This window comes from Streptomyces sp. G7(2002) (genome assembly GCF_028870195.1).
GTDB lineage: Bacteria > Actinomycetota > Actinomycetes > Streptomycetales > Streptomycetaceae > Streptomyces > Streptomyces nigrescens.
In genome coordinates this window covers 1,103,900-1,124,505 of sequence record NZ_CP102609.1, presented here as the reverse complement: position 1 = coordinate 1,124,505, position 20,606 = coordinate 1,103,900, and the positions used below count along the sequence as shown (strand labels likewise).

Here is a 20,606-nt window from a genome sequence, read left to right as displayed (position 1 = left end):
GGGCGACGGCCGGACCACCTTGCGCCGGACCACCCTGAGCCGGCCCACCCTGCGCAGGGGTGCTGCCACCGCCCCTGCGCCCCACCTCGGCCTCCGTCAGCCGGTGTCCTCCACCGCAACGCGCCGGGGCAGCAGTCGTGGCCGGCAGATGGCGAACAGCCCGAAGGCGCCGAGGAAGGCCAGGACGGAAGTGCCGCGCAGGACCGTCTCGATGGCGGGCCCGTCGGAGGCCGCGGTCGTCGGGGAGCCGCTGATGGTCTCCAGCACCGTCGCCGCGATCGTCACGCTCACCGCACCGAACAGCACCAGCGACGTCAGCACGAGCCCCGACGCCGCGCCCGTCCGCTCCGCGGGAACATGCGCCTGGGTCGCCACATTCGTCAGCGCCCACCCCAGCCCGATGCCCACCCCGCAGACGACGAAGACCACCGCGTACCAGCCCAAGGGCCGCACCCAGGTCAGCGCCAGCAACCCGGCGCCGCTGGTGAGCATGCCGCAGGCCATCAGCAACTCGGCACGCCAGCGCAGCGCCAGCTGCCCGGCCCAGTAGCTCGCCGCTCCGACGCCGCAGGAGAGCGCCAGGAAGATCACCCCGGCGTGAAACGGCGACAGGCCCCGCGCCTGCTGAAGATAGAGGGCCGCGAGCACCGCGATCAGGCAATAGACGACATTCGACAGCGAACCCGCAAGGGTGATCACATCGAACTTCACATTGCGGAAGAGCGACAGCTCGATCAACGGCTCCGGCGCCCGCCGCTCGACCGCCACGAAGAGCACGAGGAAGGCGACCCCCAGCACGAGGGTGACCAGCGTGGGTGCGGAGGCCCACCCCCAGCCCTGCCCCTGGTCGACGGCGAGCATCAGACAGGCCAGACCGAGCGCAACGGCCGCCGCGCCGCGCAGGTCGAGATGGCGGGTCGCGTGCTCGTCGCGGCTCTCGGGGACGAACCGCAGCACCAGCAGTACGGCGGCCAGGCACACCGGCACATTCAGCAGGAACACCGCACGCCAGCTGACGTGTTCGGCGAAGACGCCACCCACGAACGGCCCGAGCGCGGTACCGACGGAACTGAACGCGAGCACCGTACCGACCGCGGGCCCCTGCCGTTCGTCCCGGAAGTAACTGGTCACCACCGCCACGGACACGGGGAAGATCAGCGCCGCACCGACCCCCTGCACGACGCGCGCGCCCACGAGCCAGGGGGCGCTCTGCGCGGCGCTGCAGACCACGGACATCACGGCGAACACGACCAGTCCGACCACGATGACCCGTCGTCGCCCGTGCACATCGGCGGTGCGGCCACCGACGATCATCAAGGCGCCGATGGCCAGCATGTATCCGCTGACCAGCCACTGCAGGTCGGTTGAGGAGGTCCCGAAGTCCCTGGCGATGACCGGCAGCATCAGATCGAGCGCGAACCAGTCCATCTGCACGATGAGCATGGACAGCGCGGCAGCGGCGATCACCGCCCGGTCCCGGTGCGAGAAGGAGCCGCCCGCATCGGCCGTTTCGACCTGAGGTGCCACGCGAGGGCGCACGCGCACTCCTAAGCGTTTCGAGCGTTTCGGGGGACGTGCCGAGAGGTGCCGTCAGGTGTCTGCGGCTGCGTCGTGGCCGGTCGCGCCGTTCCCCGCGCCCCTTAGGGGCACAAGCCGGCCGGCTGGCCGTGAATCCGTCACCCACCGGTCCGCGCAGCCGTCCTGCTCCAAGGATAGAAGTCGGCGTCCGGGGCCGCACGGCGGCGGAACCGCAACTCACCGGCCTTGGGTGTCAGCCCTCTGACGGCCCCAGCCCCGCGAGTCCCGCGGCGCGCGCGAGCAGCTCGACCAGCATGTCGAAGGTGAGCCGGCCGGTGAACGTATTGCGCTGGCTGGGGTGGTAGCTCCCGAGCACCTGTAGTTCCTGCCGCTGCCCGGTGGCGGGCAGAGTCAGCCGGACCCCGTGACCGAACGCGGGGCGGGGCCGGGGGAGCGGCCATCCCGTCTCGCCGAGCACGGGCAGCAGCGCCTGCCAGCCGAAGGCGCCCAGTACCACGACCGCACGCAGGCTCGGGCCGAGGAGTGCCAGCTCGGCCGACAGCCACGGACGGCAGGTGCGGCGCTCGGCGGGCGTCGGCCGGTTCTCCGGCGGAGCGCAGTGCACCGGCGCGGTGACCCGTACCCCGTACAGCTCCAGTCCGTCGCCCCGGTGCGTCGCGGTGGGCTGAGAGGCGAGGCCGACCGCATGCAGCGCGGCGAACAGGAAGTCACCGGACGCGTCCCCGGTGAACATCCGGCCGGTGCGATTGCCGCCGTGGGCGGCGGGCGCCAGCCCGACGAGGGCCAGCGCCGCGTCCGGCGGCCCGAACCCCGGGACGGGGCGCGCCCAGTACTCCTGGTCCCGGAACGCCGCGCGCGGATGCGCGGCGGTCTCCTCACGCCACTCCACCAGCCGGGGACAGGCCCGGCAGCGGACCAGCTCTGCGTCCAGCTCCGCAAGGCCGCCACACCGTGCCGCCTGATAGACGGGAAAACCACTCTCGCCACTGCCCGGCGGCGAGGGCGCCGCCCCGGTTTCCTCCATCCCTCCACGCTAAGGCCGGGGCGCCATTCCCCGCGCCGGGCGCGCGTCACGACCACTGGCGGGACGTGCGCCAGTCCACTTCTTCAGGGGTGTCTGCCGGCTGTGCACCGAGCACCGTTCCGCTGGTGACGACATTCAGGTAGAACGCGAGGGAATAGGGGGTCAACTGCCACTCCTGGAACACATAAAGGGAGCCAACTCGACTGGCCGTGGACATTTCCCTTCCCCCGGCCCCGGCAGAGTGCGTGACGGCGATGGTCCGGGCAGCTCCCACCAGGCAGTTGGCGCAACGTGACATTGTACGCTGGCACTCCGCGCCAACTCGGAGGACCACGATGGGTGAACTCAAGCATCGCAGCCTGATCACGGCGCAGGAGCGACTCCGCGATCAGGTCGCCCATCAGCTGCGCGCGGCCCTGATCGCGGGGGAACTCCGCCCGGGATCGGTCTACTCGGCCCCGGGCCTCGCCGCGGACTTCGGGGTCTCCGCCACCCCGGTGCGCGAGGCGATGCTCGACCTGGCCCGGGAGGGGCTGGTCGAACCGGTCCGCAACAAGGGCTTCCGGATCACCGAGGTGAGCGAGCGCGACCTCGACCAGTACACCGAGATCCGGGCCCTGATCGAGGTGCCGGTCGTCGGTCAGGTCACCCGCACCGCCGACCGGGCCCAGCTGGAGGCCCTCCGCCCGGCCGCGCTGGAGATCGTCGCGGCGGCCCGGGCGCATGACCTCATCGGCTATCTGGAGGCCGACCGCCGCTTCCACCTCGAACTGCTCGGCCTCAGCGGCAATGACCGCCTCGTCGAGACCGTCGGCGAGCTGCGCAAGCGCTCCCGTCTCTATGGCCTCACCCGTCTCGACGAGCGCAACCAGCTGCTGCCCTCCGCCGAGGAGCATGTGGAACTGCTCGACGTGATGCTGACGGGCGACGCCGAGGCGGCTGAGTCCTGTATGGCTCGCCACCTCGGCCATGTCCGCTCACTGTGGGCCGAAGGCCGGGACGAGCCGCTGTTTCCGCGGCCCCGGCGCGGAGCGGCCATGCGCCGATCCTGAGGGGCCGTTGGCTCACGCCCCTCCGGCGAGGAGGCCGTCCATCCACTCCTCCACGCCGTCGGCGGTGCGGGGCAGCGCCGAGGACATCAGCCGTGCCCCGTCCGCCGTGATCACCAGATCGTCCTCGATACGGATACCGATACCGCGCAGTTCCCGCGGCAGGGTCTCGTCATCGGGCTGGAGGTAGAGCCCCGGTTCGACCGTGAGCACCTGGCCCTCCGTCAGGACGCCGTCCAGATACTGCTCGGCTCGGGCCCGGCCGCAGTCATGTACATCGAGCCCGAGCATATGTCCCGAACTGCACAGCGTGTAACGCCGGTACAGACCGCTGTCGGGGGCGAGTGCCTCGGTCGCGGGGACGGGCAGCACGCCCCAGTCGGCCAGGCCCTCGGCCAGGACGCCCGAACAGGCCCGGTGGAAGTCGCGGAAGCTCGCCCCCGGCTTGAGGGCGGCAATGCCCGCGTCCTGCGCGGCGAGCACCAGCTCGTACACCCGGCGCTGGACGGGGGAGAAGCGTCCGGACAGCGGCAGGGTCCGGGTGAGGTCCGCGGTGTACAGCGAGTCGGTCTCCACGCCGGCGTCGAGCAGCAGCAACTGGTCCGGGTCGAGCGGGCCGTCGTTGCGGATCCAGTGGAGTACGCAGGCGTGGGCGCCGGCCGCGGCGATGGTCTCGTACCCCGTGCCGTTGCCCTCGGCGCGGGCGCGCAGCTGGAAGACCCCCTCGATCCAGCGTTCCCCGCGTGGGTGGCGCAGCGCGGTGGGGAGGGACCGTACGACATCCTCGAAACCGGTGACGGTGTGATCGACGGCCTGCTGCAGCTGCCCGACTTCCCAGGGATCCTTCACCAGCCGCAACTCGCTGAGTGCGCAGGCGAGTTCGGGATCGCGGGAGGCGTCCCGGCCGGCCTCGTGGCGCACCAGGTCGTCCAGGTGGGCACAGCGGATGCCGGTGAGCCGCCCGGCCTCGGCCAGATCGGGGCGGCGGCCCACCCAGAACTCGCCGTATTTGCGGTCCCGGTAGAACTCCCCGCCACCATCCCGCGGTGAGCGCGGCCGTAGGTACAGCACCGCCTCGCCGTCCGGCTCCAGCACCAGCACATGTCCCGGCTGGTCCTCGCCCGTCAGGCCGGTCAGCCAGGCATAGGCACTGTGCGGACGGAAGCGGTGATCGCAGTCGTGGGAGCGGACCGTCAACTCGCCCGCGGGGACGAGCAGTCGTTCGCCGGGGAAGCGGGCGGCGAGCCGGTCCCGGCGGCCGGCGAAGAGCGCGAAGCCGGGGACGCGGGAGTCGTCGGGGAGCGGGGTGGCGGCCCACTGGCCGGTCATGAAGTCGGCGAGGGCGTCCGACACCGGCAGGTCATGGCTCCCGGTGTGGAGCGGTGCGGTGCGCGAGGTCATGTCGACGCCTCCGGGAAAGAAGGGTTCTGAAGCCTTGTCAGTGCAATTTCACATTACTATGTTATAGGTCACACCTCGTGGAGTGAAGGCCAATCCCCCTCACACCCCCCTCATCAACCCCCCACCCCCTCCCGGAGGTTCAGGTGTCACATCCGCGTACGCCGCGCAGGCTTCTGCTGGCCGCGACCCTCGTCACCACCCTTGCCACCCCCCTCGCCCTGCCGGCCGTCCAGGCGGCCCACGCAGCGCCCCACACGTCGGCCACTCCCGCGCAGCGGGCCGGGGCGCAGCAGCCCGGTTACCGGGCCGCGGCTCCCACCACCAACCCCTTCGACCAGGTCCAACGCCTCGCCACGGCACCGAAGTTCACCTCGGCGTCGGCGCCGGCCCCCCGCTCCGTCACCGAGCGGGGCCGGATACCGGGCCCGCAGACCAGACCCTCCACCGCGCCGAACCACCCCAGACCCACCGTCGCCCCCTGCACCCTCGACGGCATCACGGGGCTGAGTCCCGAGCAGTTCGCCGACTTCCTCGCCGACCCGGCCGTCACCGCGGACGACTGTCTGCGCAAGCTCGTCTGGACATGGGACGCCCGGCTCGTCCCCGTCATGTCCGACGCCCATGTCCAGGCCGTGGCCCGTCGTATCACCGGTCTGGCCGCCGCCCACGACGGCAAGAACACCAGCCATCTGTACGAGATGTTCACGTACCTGCACGCGGTGGCATACCAGGACTTCTCGCACGATGAGATCGACATCACCGACGGCCCCACCGTCGATGCCATCCGCCGTGCCGTCGACGCCTTCGGCACCGCGGCCCGCACCTTCGACGTCACCCGGGCCAACGCCGACACCCTGCGCGAGGCCATGTACGCCGCCAGCGCCCCCGGGCTGCGCCAGCATCAACTCGGCCTGATCCGCAAGGTCCTGGCGACCATGGACGCGTCCCACACCGCCACTCACAAGGACACGTCATGGGGGAACGCCGCCCTCGCCGCGCTCTCCGTCAACTACCTGGGCGTCTACCCCGGCAACAAGGACACCGCCTTCCAGACCGCGGTCACCACCGACACCGGCTACCGCGCCGCCTTCAAGGCCTTCGTGGGATACACCCACCTCAAGGGCACGCCCAACGCCTGGGTCATCCGCGACGCCCTCCTGGAGTACGGCCGCTTCGGTGAGATCGCCGCCCTCAAGCAGGGCATCATCACCGACCTCGGCGCCCTGCTGGCAACCACCGTGCGGAACTACGGTGAGGGCAGCGAGCCCTGGGCCAAGGTCGCCACCTGGCTCAACTACTTCGAGGCCTGTGCACCGTACGGGGTGTGCAAGGCGGACATCGAGAAGCGGATCTTCCCGCACACCTACTCCTACGACAAGGGCGCCATCAAGGTCCGCACCGCCCTCAGCCGCGCCACCGTCGACCAGCTCTACTACGCGTCCAAGCAGGTCAGGGCGCAGTTCCACCGGGTGGTCGGCACCGTCGAGCCGCTCGCCGGCGACCCCAACACCACCCTGAACATCGTCCTGTACGCCTCGCGCGCCGACTACGAGAACTACCACCCGCTGCTCACCGGCATGGGCACCAACAACGGCGGCGTCTACATCGAGCGCGGCGCCACCTTCTACACCTACCAGCGCCGCGTCCCCCAGGACTCCACCCTCACCCTCGAAGAACTCTTCCGGCACGAGTACGTCCATTACCTCAACGGCCGCTTCGCCGTCCCCGGCTTCTTCGGCGAAGGCTCCTGGTACCAGGGCGACCGCACCACCGCCATGGACGAGGGCAGCGCGGAATTCTTCGACGGCTCGACCCGTGACAACGGGATCGCCGTACGCCGGTCCCTCGTCAAGGGCATCATCGCGGACACCGCAGGCGGCGGACCGCGCATGAGCGTCAACCAGCTGCTCCACGCGACCTACGACGGCGACGGCTTCCGCTTCTACAACTACGCCGGGACGTTCTTCGAGTTCCTGTGGCGCGACCACCCGGCGAAGCTCCAGGAGATGTACCGCCACCTGCGCGCCGACGACCCGGCCGCGTTCGACTCCTGGCGCAACCGGATGGGGTCCGACGCGGGGCTCCAGCAGCAGTACGACGCCTTCCTCGACGCCCAGATCGCCATCGTCGACGACCTGTTCGTACCGAACACGACGTTCGTCCCCAACGGCTCCCTGAAGCTGTCCACCCCCGCCGACGTCCAGAGCGCCATCACGGCCGCCACCGCCAGCAGGCCCACCTGCAAGGACGGCGGTGACCCGAGCTACGGCCGGTTCGTCTGCACCGGCCGGATCACCGCCAACCTCAGCAACTCCGGCAGCCCCGACCAGGTCTTCAAGGACATGGCCGAGACGGTCGACTACTTCCTCCTCGACCGTGCCAAGCCCGCGGCGAACAACTTCGCCGATATGAACTGCTCCTTCGGCCCCACCGAGATCTGGTCCACGGGCAAGGCCGGTACCTCGGACTTCAGCTGCGAGGGGCCGCTGCGGCGGTGACGGACCCGTCACATCCCGTGGTGCACGGCCCGTCGTCCGGCAGACGGGCCGTGTCCGGCGGGGCGTCGAGGATGTCGAACGTGCCGGTGAGGCCGACGGCGTCCAGAATGCGCAGGAAACGGGGGTCGGTGATCACCAGGGACAGCCGGCCGCCGTGTGCGCGGGTGCGGCGGCGGGCGCGGCACAGGACCCCGATACCGCCGCAGTCGAGGAAGTCCACCCGTCTCAGGTCGAGGACCGTGTGCGGACGGTTCCCGGCCGTCACGGGATCGAGGCGGCTGTTCGTGCGCGCCGCGCTGGGGAAGTCCAGCTCTCCGGAGAGCTGGACGACGGTCGGCGCGCCCATGGGGCGCCCGCGCCGAGGGGTCGTCGCCTGCCACCGCATGGGTCTCACCTGTCCGCACGATTCCGGCCTCCGGGCCGCTGTCACCATCAAAGGTGGCGGGCGCGCCGGGCAGGAGGGCCGTGCGGGCCATGCACGATAGGGCCCTTCGGCCCCCTCATTCCCCGGGAAGGTCCAGCCGCCGGGACGTACCGGGGGCGAGGGCGAACGAGCGGTCGCGCAGATTCACCCGTACCACGGCGTTCTCGGAGGCCGGGACGGCGATCCGGACCTGCTCGGCACGGATGCGCAGATCGATGTCCCAGTGGCGCCGGTAGCGGATGCGCACCCCGAACTTCGACAGCTCGCGCAGCGGTGCCGGATCGAGCCAGAGTGCCTGGTCGCGGGTTTCCAGACCGGTCATCCCGCGCTGGACGAAGTCCAGGGTGCCGGCCATCGCGCCCAGGTGGATGCCCTCCGCGGTGGTACCGCCCTGGACGTCCGCCACGTCCCCGGTCAGCGCCTCCTCGCAGTACGTCCAGGCGTCGGGGCGGTGTACCCGGGCCAGGACCCAGGCGTGCACCAGGGCGCTGAGCGTCGAACCGTGGCTGGTGCGGTGCAGGTAGTAGTCGACGGTGGCGTGCCAGGTGTCCTCGTCGAGGGGGTAGCCGAGCCCGCGGAACACCGCGGCGAGCTCCGACGGTGAGAAGAGATAGCCCAGCATCAGGACATCTGCCTGCTTCGAGGCCTGGTAGTGGTTGACCGTGTCGCCCTCCGCCTCCAGGATCCGGTCCAGCCGGCGGATGTCGCCGTACCGCTGCCGGTATCCGTGCCAGTCGAGCTCGGCGAGGTCCCCGTACCCGGCGAACTGGCTGATCACCCCGCGGTGGTAGGGCACATGGAGCCGGTGCGCGATGTCGTCCCAGCGCTCGGGCTCCTCCGGGGAGAGCCGGAGCTGTTCGAAGAGCTGCCGCTGATGGGGCTCGGGCAGCGTGCGGCACAGATCGAGCGCGCGCATCAGCACCCAGGCCGCCGTGACATTGGTGTAGGCGTTGTCGTCCACCCCCGGTTCGGCGGCTCCCGGATAGCCGTCGTGGTACTCGTCGGGACCGACCACCCCACGGATGCGGTAGCGGCCGAGGGCGGGGTCCCAGTCCGCGGCCGCGGCCCAGAAGCGGGCGATCTCCAGCAGCATCTCCGCGCCCCTCGTGTGCAGGAACTCCGTGTCGCCGCTGGCCTGTCCGTACTGCCACACGTTGTAGGCGATCGCCGACCCGACGTGGTGCTGAAGGCGGGTGTGATCGGGCAGCCAGCGCCCCGAGCGCGGGTTGAGATGGAGCTGCTGGGTCTCCTCGCGGCCGTCGCCCGCGCTCTGCCACGGGTACATCGCCCCGGTGCGTCCCGCCTCCCGCGCCGCGTGGCAGGCGGCGGGCAGCCGCCGGTAGCGGTAGTCGAGCAGGGCCCGGGAGACCTGCGGGAGGTGCAGGTTCAGGAACGGCAGGACGAACAGCTCGTCCCAGAAGACGTGCCCGCGGTACGCCTCGCCGTGCAGGCCCCGGGCCGGCACCCCGACGTCCAGCTCGGCGGTGTGGGGCGAGAGGGTCTGCAGCACATGGAAGAGGTGCAGCCGCAGGATGCGGCCCGACTCTCCGGGGACCTCCAGCTTGGCCTGCCGCCACAGGTTCTCCCAGGCGCGGCGGTGTGCCGCCCGCAGCTGCCGGAAGTGCGGGGCGAGGGCCACCGCGTCCACGGCCGTGTGCAGCGGGCTCTCGATCGCCGGGTCGCGGGAGGTGTACAGCGCCACCGTTTTGTCGACGACCGCGGGGGAGTCGGGGGTGAGCGGCAGTATCAGCGTGTGGAACGCCCGCAGTGCGGTCAGCTGCGGCCGCGGCACTCCGCCGTGGCCGCCGGGGACGCGGGTCCGGGCGGCCAGCGCGATCCGGATGTCCGAGTCGAGGGTGCGGCAGCTCAGCCACACCGTGTCCGGCTGCCCGGTGCCGGTCTCCCATCCCGTCAGATGCTGGTCCGCCAGACCCCGGTAGCGTGCGACGCCGGCATTGCGGACCGCACCGTCGATCCCGGCCTCCACCTCCACCGCGCCGGTCCACCCGTGGGACGCGAAACAGGTGCGCAGCGCCGCCAGATGAGGCTCGCCCATGTGCACCAGACGGCACTGCTCCACGGTCAGCCGCCGTCCGGCCTCGTCCTCGTAGACCGACCAGCGGGTCAGGGTGCCGTGCCGCAGGTCCAGCGTCTGCCGGTGCTCCGTCAGGTGCGCGTGGTCGGGGGAGAGCCAGGGGCCGGGGGCCGCGTCGGCGGGGCAGATCCGGTAGCGCAGCGGCAGCCAGTTGGGCAGGTTGACCATGTCCTCGTTCTCGACGGGGCGGCCCGCCACGGTGGACAGCAGCCGGTTGTAGCAGCCGGCGGCGTAGGTGCCCGGATAGTGCGCGGGCCCGGAGAGCACCTCGCAGGCCGCGCCGCGGGTGGCGAAGTAGCCGTTGCCGAGGGTGCACAGGGTTTCGCGCAGTCGTTCCGTGTCCGGGTCGTACCCCTCGTACGACCAGGTCCAGGCGTGGGTCATCCGCCCTCCCCGGACCTCAGCAGCTCGCCCGGGTCGGTCACGACCACATCGGCGCCGCGGCGGCGCAGTGCGGTGGCGCTGTACGGGCCGGCCGTCCGGTCCACGCCCACCACCAGGCCGAATCCACCACGGCGTCCGGCCTCGACCCCGGCCAGGGCGTCCTCCACCACGGCGGCATCCCGGGGCGGGACACCGAGCCGCCGGGCCGCTTCCACGAAGAGCGCCGGGTCCGGTTTCCCGGGCAGCCGCAGCCGGTTCGCCTCGTTGCCGTCCACCACGGCCCCGAACAGCGGGTACACCTCGGCCGCGGACAGCAGCTCGGTCGCATGGCGCGATGCCGAGACGGCGGCACACGGCACCCCGTGGTGCCGCAGTGCGTGCAGCAGGCGCACGGTGCCGGGCCAGGTGGCGATGGGCCGGGCCCGCAGACTCTCGCTGAACAGCTCTTCCTTGCGGGCCGCGACGGCGCACACGGTGTCCGTGCCCGGCGCGTCGTCCGGCTCGCCGGGCGGCAGGTCGAGCCCCCGGGAGCGCAGGAAGGCGGCGGCCCCGTCCTGCCGGGCCCGGCCGTCGACATAGCGCAGATAGTCGTCCACCGGGTCGAAGGGGCGCTGCCCGCCCACGGCCGCGAGGCAGGCGTCGAAGGCGCCCTTCCAGGCCGCGGCGTGCACCGGGGCGGAGTCGGTGATGACCCCGTCGGTGTCGAAGATGACGGCCCGCAGGGAGTGCAGGCACGCTGCCAGGGACGGCGCGCCGGTCATGGTGACGGTTCCGTTCGTCGGTGTCCCTTCCATGGCACCACGGCTGCGGGCCGGGGGCGCGCCGCACGGACGACCGGGCACCCGCACCGGGCCGCGGCCCGGCGGCAGCACCCCGCTTCACGCCGCCTGCTGCCCCCACCGGGGGTCTTCCGCCGCCCACTCCCGTTCCCACTGCGCGTAGCGGTGGCGGTTGAGCAGGGCGCGGCCGGTGCGCTGGGCGCCGAGGAGCAGCAGCCCGGCCGAGGTGCCGGCCACGGTGCCGACCGCGATGCTCTCGCCCGTTGTCTGCCGGGGGCTGACGGGGTTGCGCACCAGCGCCCCGTGCCGGTCGAGCCAGACGGTCGTACGGTCCCCGGCCCGCAGCCCCGGCGACACCGTCGTGACGCCCGTCTTGGCCGAGCCGTCGGCGGCCGTCCAGCGCACCGTCGCATGGACCCGGGTGCCGACGCCGCCGGAGACATCCACCCCGATCCGGGGCGGCGGGTTCTGGGTCAGTACGGCCGAAATGGTGTGCCGGCCCTGCCGTTCCTGAGTGGTGCCGGCGTCCACCGCCTGTGCGGCGGCCAGTCCGGCGGCCGGAGCGCCCAGCGCGATCAGCGCGGCGGTCACCAGCACCAGCCATGCCTCCGCCACATCCGAACGCCGTCGGAGCGGGCTGGGCCGCCACGGCCGGAGGAACTCGCTGCGAGCCATTTCGCACCCCCTGCGCCTGTGCACCCGACCGTCGCACGCGGGCGAAGCCGGCAGGAGGGGCCGAACGGCCCTCGCGGGGGGCCGGTCGGGGCCGGTCCCGCGCGGGCGGCGGCCCCGTTCGGCCCTGGTGTGCCCACCGGGGCAGGGCGACGATGAGAAGCACCGCCCGCACGGACGACGGAGAGCGTGGAGGACGTCATGGGCGACGTACGCGAGTTCTCACCGCAGCGGCCGATCCGTGTGTTCCTGCTCGACGACCATGAAGTGGTGCGCCGTGGTGTGCGGGACCTGCTCGACGCGGAACCCGATATCGAGGTGGTCGGCGACGCCGGCACCGCCGATCGCGCGCTGGCCCGCGGCCCGGCGCTCGGGCCGGATGTCGCCGTGCTCGATGTGCGGCTGCCCGACGGCGACGGGATCAGTGTCTGCCGGGAGTTGCGGTCGCGGCTGCCCCACCTCGCCTGTCTGATGCTCACCTCGTTCGACGACGACGATGCGCTGCTCGACGCGATCATGGCGGGCGCGGCGGGCTACGTCCTGAAGGAGATCAAGGGGTCCGATCTGGTCGCCGCCGTCCGCACGGTCGCCGCCGGCCGATCGATGCTGGACCCGGCGACCACCGCGCGGCTGATGCACAGCCTGCGGGGCGTGGACGCCGGCGCGGCGCCCGCGGCGGACGCGCTGTCCGGGCTGTCGCCGCGGGAGCGGGAGGTACTCGGGCTGATCGGCGAAGGATTGACGAACCGTCAGATCGGGCGCCGGCTCTACCTCTCCGAGAAGACGGTCAAGAACCACATCTCGCGTCTGTTGGCCAAGCTCGGGGTGGAACGCCGTATCCAGGCGGCCGTCCTCGCCGCCCAGGGACCGCCGCCGTCCGCCGGCGACGCCGGACCGTACCGGTCCTGACCCCCGGCGAGCGGCTCAGGACGACGGGAGCGCTCAGGACGACGGGAGCGGCGCCTGCCACAGCAGGCGGGTGCCACCCTGCGCCGGAGTCTCCAGCGTCATCTCGCCGCCCACGCTCTCCGCCCGCTTGGCGAGATTGCTCAGCCCGCTCCGCCGGCCGTTGCGCGGCAGACCCACCCCGTTGTCCGTGATGCTCAGGCTCAGGGCGCCGCCGCCCACGGCCAGCGAGACCTCGACCGCGGTGGCGTGCGCATGGCGCGCGGCATTGCTCAGCGCCTCGCCCAGCACCGCCACCACATGTTCCGCGAGCTCGGCCGGCACATCGGTGTCGATGAGCCCCTGCATGCGGAGCGACGGGGTGAAGCCCAGGGCGCGGGCGGCCTGCTCCACCGCCGCGACGGTGCGGACCCGCAGCCCGTGGCTGGCCCGGCCCGAGGTATGGGTGCGGAGCCCGAAGATGGTGGACCTGATGATCTTGATCGTCTCGTCCAGGTCGTCCACCGCGCGCAGCAGCCGCTCGCTCGCCTCCGGATGGTCCACGAAACGGACCGCGCTCTGCAGCGTCATCCCCGTCGCGAAGAGCCGCTGGATCGCCAGATCGTGCAAGTCACGAGCGATCCGGTCGCGGTCCTGAAGGAGCGTGAGATGCTCGGCGGACCGGCGCTGATCGGCCAGTTCCATGGCGAGGGCCGCCTGACCCGCGAAGGTCAGCAGCGGCCCGGTCTCCAGCTCGGTGAACGGCGCCCGCTCCCGCACCCGCGCCACCAGCAGCACCCCACGAGGCCGGCCACCGGTGATCATCGGCACGGCGACCGCGGGCCCCAGCCCCATCCAGCGCGGCGGCCCCGTGGTGATCCGCGGGTCCCGCTCGACATCGGTGCTGATCAGCGGCTCCCGCAGGTCGAGCGCCGCCCCCATGAACGATCCCTGCAGGGGCAGGAGCAGCCCGCGGTGCGCCTCGGCGTCGACCCCGGACGCCAGCGCGACATGCAGCGCCGTGCCGTCCGGTTCGGGGACCGCGATCACCCCGAGGTCCGCGGTGAGAATCTCCCGCGCCTGGTCCACGATCAGGCCCAGGGCCGCCCTCTCGTCCGCCTCCGGCAGCAGCAGGCTGGCGACGATCGCACCGTTGGCCTCCTGCCACCGCTGCCGGTAGCGGGCCTCCTCGTACAGCCGCGCGTTCTCGATGGCGATGCCCGCCGCCACCGCGAGCGTCGAGAGCACGGTCTCGTCCTCGGCGTCGAAGGCGCCGCCGCCCCGCTTCTCGGTGAGATAGAGATTCCCGAACACCTCGTCGCGGACCCGGATGGGCACCCCGAGGAAGGAGCGCATGGGCGGGTGGTGCGGTGGAAAGCCGTACGACGACGGGTGCCGGGACAGCTCCGGGAGCCGCAGCGGCCGGGGGTGACGGATCAGCTCACCCAGGATGCCGTGCCCTTCGGGCAGCCGGCCGATCTCCTCCTGTTGTTCCTCGGTGACCCCGACCGGCAGGAACTGGGACAGCCGGGTGCCCTCGGAGACCACGCCCAGCGCCCCGTACTCGGCGTCCACGAGCACCACCGCCGCTTCCACGATGCGGCGCAGCACCTGCGGCAGATCCAGCCCCCGGCCCACCGACAGCACCGCCTCCAGCAGCAGGTTCGCCGGGTCGCCGGGGCCCTGCCGCAGGGCGTCGAGGCGTTGTTGCAGCTCGTCCGGCAGCGCATCGAGCCTGCGCCGGGCGGTATCGCGCCGGCCGCTTCCGTGGTCGCCCACCATGGCCTCCGCTGGATGGCCCCTCGCGAGGGCGGGGCCGTACCTCCACGGTAGCCGCGGAGCCCTGCCGGGGCTTGTCCCGGCGGCGCGGGCCCGCCGCCGCGACAAAGAGGTCCGGGCGGCCCACGGCCCGGTGTCCGTCCGGACCTGCGCACCCCCCGGACACGGTGCGACGGTGGCAGTAGGGACATTCCGCGCCGATGCGAGGAAGGACGTGGGGGCGATGGAGCATCCGCTGGTCGTGGGGACCGATGGATCGGATTCCGCCTTCCGGGCGCTCGACTGGGCAGCGGACGAAGCGGCGCGCCACGGCCTTCCGCTGCGGGTCGTCTACGCCTCCCGATGGGAGCGTTACGAGGGCGCGGTGCCGGAGGAGGGCGGCGGACGCCCCAGCGAGCAGGTGCTCGCGGAGTCCGTCGTCGCATCCGCCGCGGAGGTCGCCCGCCGCCGGCAGGCGGACGTCAAGGTCTCGGGGGAGGTGCTCGCCAGCGACGCGATCACCGCCCTGCTGAACGAGGGACTCCATGCGACGGCGCTGATCCTGGGGTCACGGGGACGCGGCGAAATCGCCGGTCTGCTGCTGGGGTCGGTCAGCCTGGCGGTGGCGGCCCGCGCCCGGTGCCCGGTCATCGTGGTGCGTGGTGACTCGGCCGGACTGGCGGGCACGCATGAGCGCATCCTCCTCGGTGTCGCCGACCCGGCCAAGGAGACGACGGCCGTCCGCTTCGCCTTCCGTGAGGCCGAGGCCCGCCACTGCATGCTGGAAGCGGTCTGCGCCTGGCCCCTGCCGGTACGCGATGCGACCGAGGCCCCGCTGCTCGCCGCGGACGCCCGGCGCTACCACGAGAAGCAGGCCTCGGCGCTGCTGGACGAGGCGCTGGACGAGGTGTCCGGCGCGCATCCGGCGGTGCGGGTACGGCGGGTCACGGTCGAGGGGCCGGCCCACAAGGTCCTGGTGCACCGCACCGCCGCCGCGGATCTGCTGGTGACCGGAGCGCAGCACCGCCAGGGCCACTTCGGCCTCCAGCTCGGACGGGTGGCGCACACCGCGCTCTGCCATGCCACCTGCCCCGTGGCGGTGGTGCCGCATCATGACTGAAACGGCGCTGCCGTCCTGCTGTCACCGCTCCAGCCCGGCCGCGTGATCGGGCACATAGGTCTGCAGGTCCCGGGGCGGCCGCTGATAGCCGGTGGCCGGGGGCCGCGGCGGGATGTCGAGCGACGGCGGGGCGATGTCGCGGTAGGGCAGCGTCGACAGCAGATGGGCGATCATGTTCAGCCGGGCCCGGCGTTTGTCGTCGCTCTCGACGACGTACCACGGTGACTCCGCGATGTCCGTGTGGACGAACATCTCGTCCTTGGCCCGCGAGTACTCCTCCCAGCGGGTCAGTGATTCGAGGTCCATGGGGGAGAGCTTCCAGCGCCGCGTCGGGTCCTCCAGCCGGCGCCGGAACCGCCGCTCCTGAATCTCGTCACTCACCGAGAACCAGTATTTGCGCAGCAGGATCCCGTCCTCCACCAGCATCCGCTCGAAGACCGGGCACTGCCGCAGAAACCGCTGGTGCTCCGCCGGAGTGCAGAACCCCATGACCCGCTCGACACCGGCCCGGTTGTACCAACTACGGTCGAACAGCACCATCTCGCCCGCCGCGGGCAGGTGCTCCGTATAGCGCTGGAAGTACCACTGGGTGCGCTCCCGCTCGGTGGGCCGGGGCAGCGCCACGATCCGCGCCACCCGGGGGTTGAGGTTCTCGGTGACGCGTTTGATCGTGCTTCCCTTGCCGGCCGCGTCACGCCCCTCGAAGACCACCACCAGCCGGGCGCCCTCGGTCCGCACCCACTCCTGGAGCTTCACCAGCTCCGTCTGCAGCCGGTACAGCTCCCGCTCGTACAGTGACCGCGGCAGCTTCGCGGGGCCGTTGCCGCCCTGTTTCTCCGCCATACGACGACGGTACGGAGAAATGCCCGGCCCGGCCTCCCGGCTTGAGGCATGCGGCCGGGCCTCCCGCCTCAGGCATGCGAGCCGAAGGGGGCCAGGACCTCGCGCTCGATCCGCCGCCGGACCCGGTCGGTCAGGGCGGCGAGCCGCTTCGACACCCTGGGGTGCACCGCCTGCGGCGACCGGATGTGCCGGGCCGTCGCGGGCAGCTCCGCGACATCCGCCACGACCCGCTGCCGGGCCTCCGGCAGCCGGCCGCGCGGTGTGCTGCGCACGCCCCCGCGCATCAGCGTCTCCAGCAGCGGGGTGCTGCCCTCCGGGAGCGGCTCGTCGGCCAGGCCGACCACATCGAGGCACCCGGGCCGGCGGAAGACCTGCTTGCGCCCCGGGGCGGTCATCTTCGCCGACGACAGCTTCATCACGGGCCGGCCGTCGTAGGCGACGAGCTTGTACGCCGAGTCCAGGGAGGGGGCATCGGCGCTCACACCGACGCGGGTGCCGACGGCGTAGACGTCGATCGGTGCTCTCGCGCGCGCCAGGTCGTGCACGGCGTATTCGTCCAGCCCGCCGCTGGCGACGATCCGCACCTGCGGCAGCCCCGCGTTGTCCAGGATCGAGCGGGCCCTGAAGGCCAGTTCCGCCAGGTCACCGCTGTCCAGCCGGATGGCCGACCCGTCACCGCGGCCCAGCCCGTTGAGCACCCGGGCCGCCGCCGCGACACCCGACTCGGTGTCGTAGGTGTCCACCAGAAAGGTCACCGGTCCGGGGTGGCAGAGCGCGAACGCGGTGAATGCCGCCTCCTCGTCCTCGAACGCCTCGATGTACGAGTGCGCCATCGTGCCGACGGCCGTCAGATCCTCGGCGTGCGCCGCCGCCACATTGCTGGTGCCCGCGAAACCGGTCATCGCACCGAGCCGGGCCACCTGCCGGGCGGCGGCGGTGCCATGGGTGCGCCGCAGCGAGAAATCCACGACGGAGCGGCCCCGCGCGGCGAGCACACAGCGGATGCACTTGGAGGCGATGGCCGTCTGGTGGGTGAGGTGGTTCAGCACGAAGGACTCCACGAACTGGGCCTGCGGCAGCGGAGCGGTGATCTCCAGCAGCGGCTCACCCGCCAGCACCACCCGCCCCTCCGGCACCGCCCGGACCTCGCCGGTGAAGCGCATGCCCAGGAGCGGGGCCAGATCCCGCGCCGGCCGCTGCAGCGCCTCGGCGAACACCTCGACATCCTCGTGTCCGACCCTGAAGCCGGCGAGGAAATCGAGGACGGTTTCGGCCCCGGCGGCGATCAGGAACCCCCGTTCCGGCGGCAGCGCCCGCACGAAGCAGCTGAAGGTCGCCGGTTGCGTCATGCCCTCGTGCAGATACGAGAGGGCCATGGTGACTTCGTACAGGTCGGTGGTCGTCGCATCCGACATGGCCGACTCCTTCCACGGACGGGGCCACCGGCCGGCCGTGGCCGCCGCCCGCACGGGCTCACGCCATGGCGTCCGTCCAGCCGTAGGCGACGCGGTGCTCCCGCCGGGGCGGCGCGGCACCGACACCTTCGAGGTCGTTGTCGGCCACCCGCAGCAGCTGCCCGGCGAGATCCTTCACCGCACGCCCGGCCGCGATCTCGTCGCCGATCTCCGGTACATCCCGGTCCTCGGGGCTGCACCGGGCCGTGCCGTGCCCGGTGAGGGTGGTGGTTCCGGTACGGAGCACCACGCGTGCCTTGGTCGTGCCGTCCTCCTCGAAGAGGTACAGACGGACGGGCCACTCGACTGTCTTTGCCATGGCTTGCCTCCGCTTTCCTGCCGGGGGCTGCCGCCGGAGGCCGCGGGCCGGGCCGCGACCGGGGGCCGACTCGCCGTCGGCAGCTGATCCCGCTGTATGAGCCCTCACCGTCATCATCCGCCTTCTGCCGTGACGCGTCCTGGCGCGGCCCGTGGACCGTCACGGACCGTGGCGCCCGCTGCCGCGCGGTCACTCATGAGGGACCACGGCCACCGGACACGGAGCGTGGTGGACGACCGCCTGCACGACATGACCGATCCGGGGCCCCGGCAGCCGGTGCCGGCGCCGGCGGCCGACGATGAACAGTCCCGCGTCCGCGGCGCTGTGCAGCAGCGCCGGCGCCGGACTCTCCATCACCACCCGGTCGTCCACCCGCACGTCCGGGTACTTCTCCCGCCAGGGCTGCAGGGCGGTGGCCAGCTCCTGCCGCGCGTCCTGTGCCGCTTCCTCGGCGGCGATCGGCTCCACACCGCCCCCGCGGTTGTAGGCGTACGCGGGCAGATGCCTGCCGTGGACGGCCCGCAGGGTGCCACCCCGCCGGGCGGCGCTGTCGAAGGCGAAGGCGAGCAGCGTCTCGCACGGCCCGTGGAGGCTCAGCCCCACCATTACCTCGCCGGCCCGCTCGGTCGCCGTGGTGTCCTGCCGGGCGCGTACCAGGACCGTGGGGAAGGCGGTGTGGGCCACCAGTTGCATACCGAGCTCACCGAGGGCGTAGCGCGACACCGGGCCCAGATCCCGTGAGCCGAGGACCAGCAGGTCCGACTGCTCCGCGGCCTCCTGCAGGGCCTCCAGCGGGTCCTTGGACACCAGGGCCTCGTCCACCGGAAGGTCCGGGAAACGGGTGCGGACCGCCGTGGCGGCCTCGTCCATCATCCGGTGGGGCCAGTAGTTCTGGTCCTGTTCGGTGGTGGGGTGGGGCGTCGGCTCCGGCGCGAGCAGCACCCAGGCATGCAGCAGCCGCAGGCGCGCACGACGCAGCCGTGCTTCCTCGGCCGCCCACAGGATCGCGGACAAGGACTCGGGCGTACCGTCCACACCGGCGGTGATGACATCCTTCATGGCCTCGCTCCGTTCCTGGCGCGCTCGGCGCGTTCGCGCCCACACCTCAAGGGTGCTCGACCTCGTCCGCTCCGGCATGAGCCACTCGGCCCCTTCCCGCCGGCCCAGGTCAGCGCGGCCCGCGCCCGGCGCCGTCCTGCGCGGTGGATGTCCCCGGGCCGCCGGGCGGGGCGCCGCCCATCATGCGGAGCATGGTCCGGCCCCCGGTGCGCAGGAACCGGTGGACCAGCGCGGCGGCGAGGAGGAGGAAGGCGATGTTGAGCCAGGTGGTGTAGTTCCAGGAGACCCCTGACATGGGGATCGTCGCGGAGGCCTGGCTGGGGATCAGCCCCAGGGCGCCGAAGGCGAATTCGACCGCATAGCCCGCCACGACGATGGCCGCGTAGAAGGTGACCAGCAAAAACAGTGCCGTCCTGATCCCGTAGTACTTCCGGTAGATGTGCAGGATCGGCAGGATCAGCAGGTCGGAGAAGAGGAAGGCGACCACCCCGCCGAAGCTGATGCCGCCCTTCCACAGGACCACCGCCAGCGGCACATTGCCGACGGAGCAGACGAACGACGCGATCGCCACCAGCGGTCCGATCAGCGGCCCCCACAACTTCGCGGCCAGCGGGTGCCCGTCGAAGAAGAAGGCGCGCCAGAAGCTGTCGGGGACCCAGGCGGCGATGGCACCGGCGATCAGCAGACCGATCACCAGGTCCTTGAGGATCGCCGCCCACTCCATGACGAAGACGTGCGAGGCCGAGGTGTACCCCTCGGTGGAGAACAGCCGCCGTGCGTAGGACCCTTCGCGGCGTACGGACATGTCCATCGCGGCATGCCCCTCCATGGCGCCCGCCAGGCCCCGTTCGGCCTGCTCACGGGCCTGGCGCAGCAGCGGGTCGCGCAGGAAGAGGCGGAACAGCACGGCCAGCAGCACGATCATCAGCGGTCCGCCGGTGAACTCGGCGGCCGTGAACTGCCACCCCATCAACAGGGCCAGGATGACGCCGAGTTCGACCACCAGGTTCGTGGAGGCGATCTCGAACGCCATGGCTGCCGTGAAGTGCGCGCCCTTGCGGAACAGGGACCGGGCCAGCGCGACCGCGGCGTACGAGCAGGACGAGGAGGCGGCGCCCAGGGCGGCGGCCATGGCCAGGGTGCGGGGACGGTCGTCGCCGAGCAGGCCGGTCACGGTGGACTTGCGCACCACGGCCTGGACGATCGCGGACAGCGCGAAACCCAGGATCAGCGCCCAGGTGATCTCCCAGGTCATGGATCCGGCGAGGGACAGGGCGTGCAGGATCGCGGACATCGGCTGAGG

General features: G+C 72.1%; 17 protein-coding genes. 4 read left to right on the top strand and 13 right to left on the bottom strand.

All coding sequences use genetic code 11. From position 1 onward, the window contains the following. Positions 1 to 96: 96 nt before the first annotated feature. Both NUT86_RS04280 and NUT86_RS04275 read right to left on the bottom strand, forming a co-directional pair. The gene (locus NUT86_RS04280; RefSeq protein ID WP_274733513.1) at positions 97 to 1,539 is read right to left on the bottom strand and encodes an MFS transporter; all 1,443 of its coding nucleotides are present in this window, start codon (positions 1,537 to 1,539) and stop codon (positions 97 to 99) included. 232 nt (positions 1,540 to 1,771) lie between these two features. Continuing rightward, a complete protein-coding gene (locus NUT86_RS04275) occupies positions 1,772 to 2,563 on the bottom strand; it encodes a uracil-DNA glycosylase (RefSeq protein ID WP_274733511.1) in 792 nt (263 codons plus the stop codon). Between the two features lie 335 nt (positions 2,564 to 2,898). Here NUT86_RS04275 and NUT86_RS04270 point away from each other — a divergent pair, with 335 nt between their 5' ends. Next, entirely contained in the window at positions 2,899 to 3,615 is a 717-nt protein-coding gene (locus NUT86_RS04270) for a GntR family transcriptional regulator (protein WP_148589994.1), read from the top strand. A gap of 12 nt (positions 3,616 to 3,627) precedes the next feature. Here NUT86_RS04270 and NUT86_RS04265 read toward each other — a convergent pair whose 3' ends face one another. After that, complete coding sequence (locus NUT86_RS04265) at positions 3,628 to 5,013, bottom strand: aminopeptidase P family protein (protein WP_266439638.1); 1,386 nt, start codon at positions 5,011 to 5,013, stop codon at positions 3,628 to 3,630. Between the two features lie 143 nt (positions 5,014 to 5,156). Here NUT86_RS04265 and NUT86_RS04260 point away from each other — a divergent pair, with 143 nt between their 5' ends. Next, positions 5,157 to 7,511 carry a collagenase gene (locus NUT86_RS04260; RefSeq protein ID WP_274733508.1) on the top strand — a complete coding sequence of 785 codons (2,355 nt, stop codon included), beginning with the start codon at positions 5,157 to 5,159 and terminating at the stop codon, positions 7,509 to 7,511. Here NUT86_RS04260 and NUT86_RS04255 read toward each other — a convergent pair. From NUT86_RS04255 to NUT86_RS04240, 4 genes are all read right to left on the bottom strand, one after another. Next, the gene (locus NUT86_RS04255; protein ID WP_274733506.1) at positions 7,483 to 7,896 is read right to left on the bottom strand and encodes an STAS domain-containing protein; all 414 of its coding nucleotides are present in this window, start codon (positions 7,894 to 7,896) and stop codon (positions 7,483 to 7,485) included. The genes NUT86_RS04260 and NUT86_RS04255 overlap by 29 nt on opposite strands. Before the next feature lie 115 nt (positions 7,897 to 8,011). Continuing rightward, entirely contained in the window at positions 8,012 to 10,414 is a 2,403-nt protein-coding gene (locus NUT86_RS04250) for a glycoside hydrolase family 65 protein (RefSeq protein WP_262037814.1), read from the bottom strand. Then, positions 10,411 to 11,175 (bottom strand): HAD family hydrolase, encoded by a 765-nt coding sequence (locus NUT86_RS04245; RefSeq protein WP_093638228.1) that lies wholly within the window; start codon positions 11,173 to 11,175, stop codon positions 10,411 to 10,413. The genes NUT86_RS04250 and NUT86_RS04245 overlap by 4 nt, the downstream gene beginning before the upstream one ends. Positions 11,176 to 11,292: 117 nt before the next feature. Then, positions 11,293 to 11,868: an Rv1733c family protein gene (locus NUT86_RS04240; RefSeq protein WP_229838375.1), complete on the bottom strand. Its 576-nt coding sequence runs from the start codon at positions 11,866 to 11,868 to the stop codon at positions 11,293 to 11,295. A gap of 198 nt (positions 11,869 to 12,066) precedes the next feature. On the opposite strand from NUT86_RS04240, the gene NUT86_RS04235 reads away from it, so the two are divergent. Next, positions 12,067 to 12,774, top strand: coding sequence for a response regulator (locus NUT86_RS04235; RefSeq protein ID WP_093638476.1), 708 nt, complete (start codon positions 12,067 to 12,069; stop codon positions 12,772 to 12,774). A 33-nt stretch (positions 12,775 to 12,807) separates the two neighbouring features. Here NUT86_RS04235 and NUT86_RS04230 read toward each other — a convergent pair whose 3' ends face one another. Next, a complete protein-coding gene (locus NUT86_RS04230; protein ID WP_109887635.1) occupies positions 12,808 to 14,532 on the bottom strand; it encodes a sensor histidine kinase in 1,725 nt (574 codons plus the stop codon). Between the two features lie 220 nt (positions 14,533 to 14,752). On the opposite strand from NUT86_RS04230, the gene NUT86_RS04225 reads away from it, so the two are divergent. Then, positions 14,753 to 15,628 (top strand): universal stress protein, encoded by an 876-nt coding sequence (locus NUT86_RS04225; protein WP_148588969.1) that lies wholly within the window; start codon positions 14,753 to 14,755, stop codon positions 15,626 to 15,628. 21 nt (positions 15,629 to 15,649) lie between these two features. Here NUT86_RS04225 and ppk2 read toward each other — a convergent pair whose 3' ends face one another. The 5 genes from ppk2 to NUT86_RS04200 all read right to left on the bottom strand — a co-directional run bounded on the left by ppk2 (position 15,650) and on the right by NUT86_RS04200 (position 20,597). Continuing rightward, positions 15,650 to 16,471 carry a polyphosphate kinase 2 gene (gene ppk2, locus NUT86_RS04220; protein WP_148588962.1) on the bottom strand — a complete coding sequence of 274 codons (822 nt, stop codon included), beginning with the start codon at positions 16,469 to 16,471 and terminating at the stop codon, positions 15,650 to 15,652. Positions 16,472 to 16,539: 68 nt separating this feature from the next. Beyond that, positions 16,540 to 17,886, bottom strand: a complete 1,347-nt coding sequence (locus NUT86_RS04215; RefSeq protein WP_274733499.1) for a nicotinate phosphoribosyltransferase — start codon at positions 17,884 to 17,886, stop codon at positions 16,540 to 16,542. A 58-nt stretch (positions 17,887 to 17,944) separates the two neighbouring features. Beyond that, positions 17,945 to 18,244 carry a dsRBD fold-containing protein gene (locus NUT86_RS04210; RefSeq protein WP_093638209.1) on the bottom strand — a complete coding sequence of 100 codons (300 nt, stop codon included), beginning with the start codon at positions 18,242 to 18,244 and terminating at the stop codon, positions 17,945 to 17,947. Between the two features lie 189 nt (positions 18,245 to 18,433). Beyond that, a complete protein-coding gene (locus tag NUT86_RS04205; protein WP_274733496.1) occupies positions 18,434 to 19,303 on the bottom strand; it encodes a universal stress protein in 870 nt (289 codons plus the stop codon). 109 nt (positions 19,304 to 19,412) lie between these two features. Next, positions 19,413 to 20,597: a permease gene (locus NUT86_RS04200; RefSeq protein WP_274733494.1), complete on the bottom strand. Its 1,185-nt coding sequence runs from the start codon at positions 20,595 to 20,597 to the stop codon at positions 19,413 to 19,415. Positions 20,598 to 20,606: the final 9 nt, after the last annotated feature.

Coding starts and splice junctions, on each gene's coding strand:
- NUT86_RS04275 (WP_274733511.1), bottom strand. CDS start 2,563: ATGGAGGAAACCGGGGCGGCGCCCTCGCCGCCGGGCAGTGGCGAGAGT.
- NUT86_RS04270 (WP_148589994.1), top strand. CDS start 2,899: ATGGGTGAACTCAAGCATCGCAGCCTGATCACGGCGCAGGAGCGACTC.
- NUT86_RS04265 (WP_266439638.1), bottom strand. CDS start 5,013: ATGACCTCGCGCACCGCACCGCTCCACACCGGGAGCCATGACCTGCCG.
- NUT86_RS04255 (WP_274733506.1), bottom strand. CDS start 7,896: ATGCGGTGGCAGGCGACGACCCCTCGGCGCGGGCGCCCCATGGGCGCG.
- NUT86_RS04250 (WP_262037814.1), bottom strand. CDS start 10,414: ATGACCCACGCCTGGACCTGGTCGTACGAGGGGTACGACCCGGACACG.
- NUT86_RS04245 (WP_093638228.1), bottom strand. CDS start 11,175: ATGACCGGCGCGCCGTCCCTGGCAGCGTGCCTGCACTCCCTGCGGGCC.
- NUT86_RS04240 (WP_229838375.1), bottom strand. CDS start 11,868: ATGGCTCGCAGCGAGTTCCTCCGGCCGTGGCGGCCCAGCCCGCTCCGA.
- NUT86_RS04235 (WP_093638476.1), top strand. CDS start 12,067: ATGGGCGACGTACGCGAGTTCTCACCGCAGCGGCCGATCCGTGTGTTC.
- NUT86_RS04230 (WP_109887635.1), bottom strand. CDS start 14,532: ATGGTGGGCGACCACGGAAGCGGCCGGCGCGATACCGCCCGGCGCAGG.
- NUT86_RS04225 (WP_148588969.1), top strand. CDS start 14,753: ATGGAGCATCCGCTGGTCGTGGGGACCGATGGATCGGATTCCGCCTTC.
- ppk2 (WP_148588962.1), bottom strand. CDS start 16,471: ATGGCGGAGAAACAGGGCGGCAACGGCCCCGCGAAGCTGCCGCGGTCA.
- NUT86_RS04215 (WP_274733499.1), bottom strand. CDS start 17,886: ATGTCGGATGCGACGACCACCGACCTGTACGAAGTCACCATGGCCCTC.
- NUT86_RS04210 (WP_093638209.1), bottom strand. CDS start 18,244: ATGGCAAAGACAGTCGAGTGGCCCGTCCGTCTGTACCTCTTCGAGGAG.
- NUT86_RS04205 (WP_274733496.1), bottom strand. CDS start 19,303: ATGAAGGATGTCATCACCGCCGGTGTGGACGGTACGCCCGAGTCCTTG.
- NUT86_RS04200 (WP_274733494.1), bottom strand. CDS start 20,597: ATGTCCGCGATCCTGCACGCCCTGTCCCTCGCCGGATCCATGACCTGG.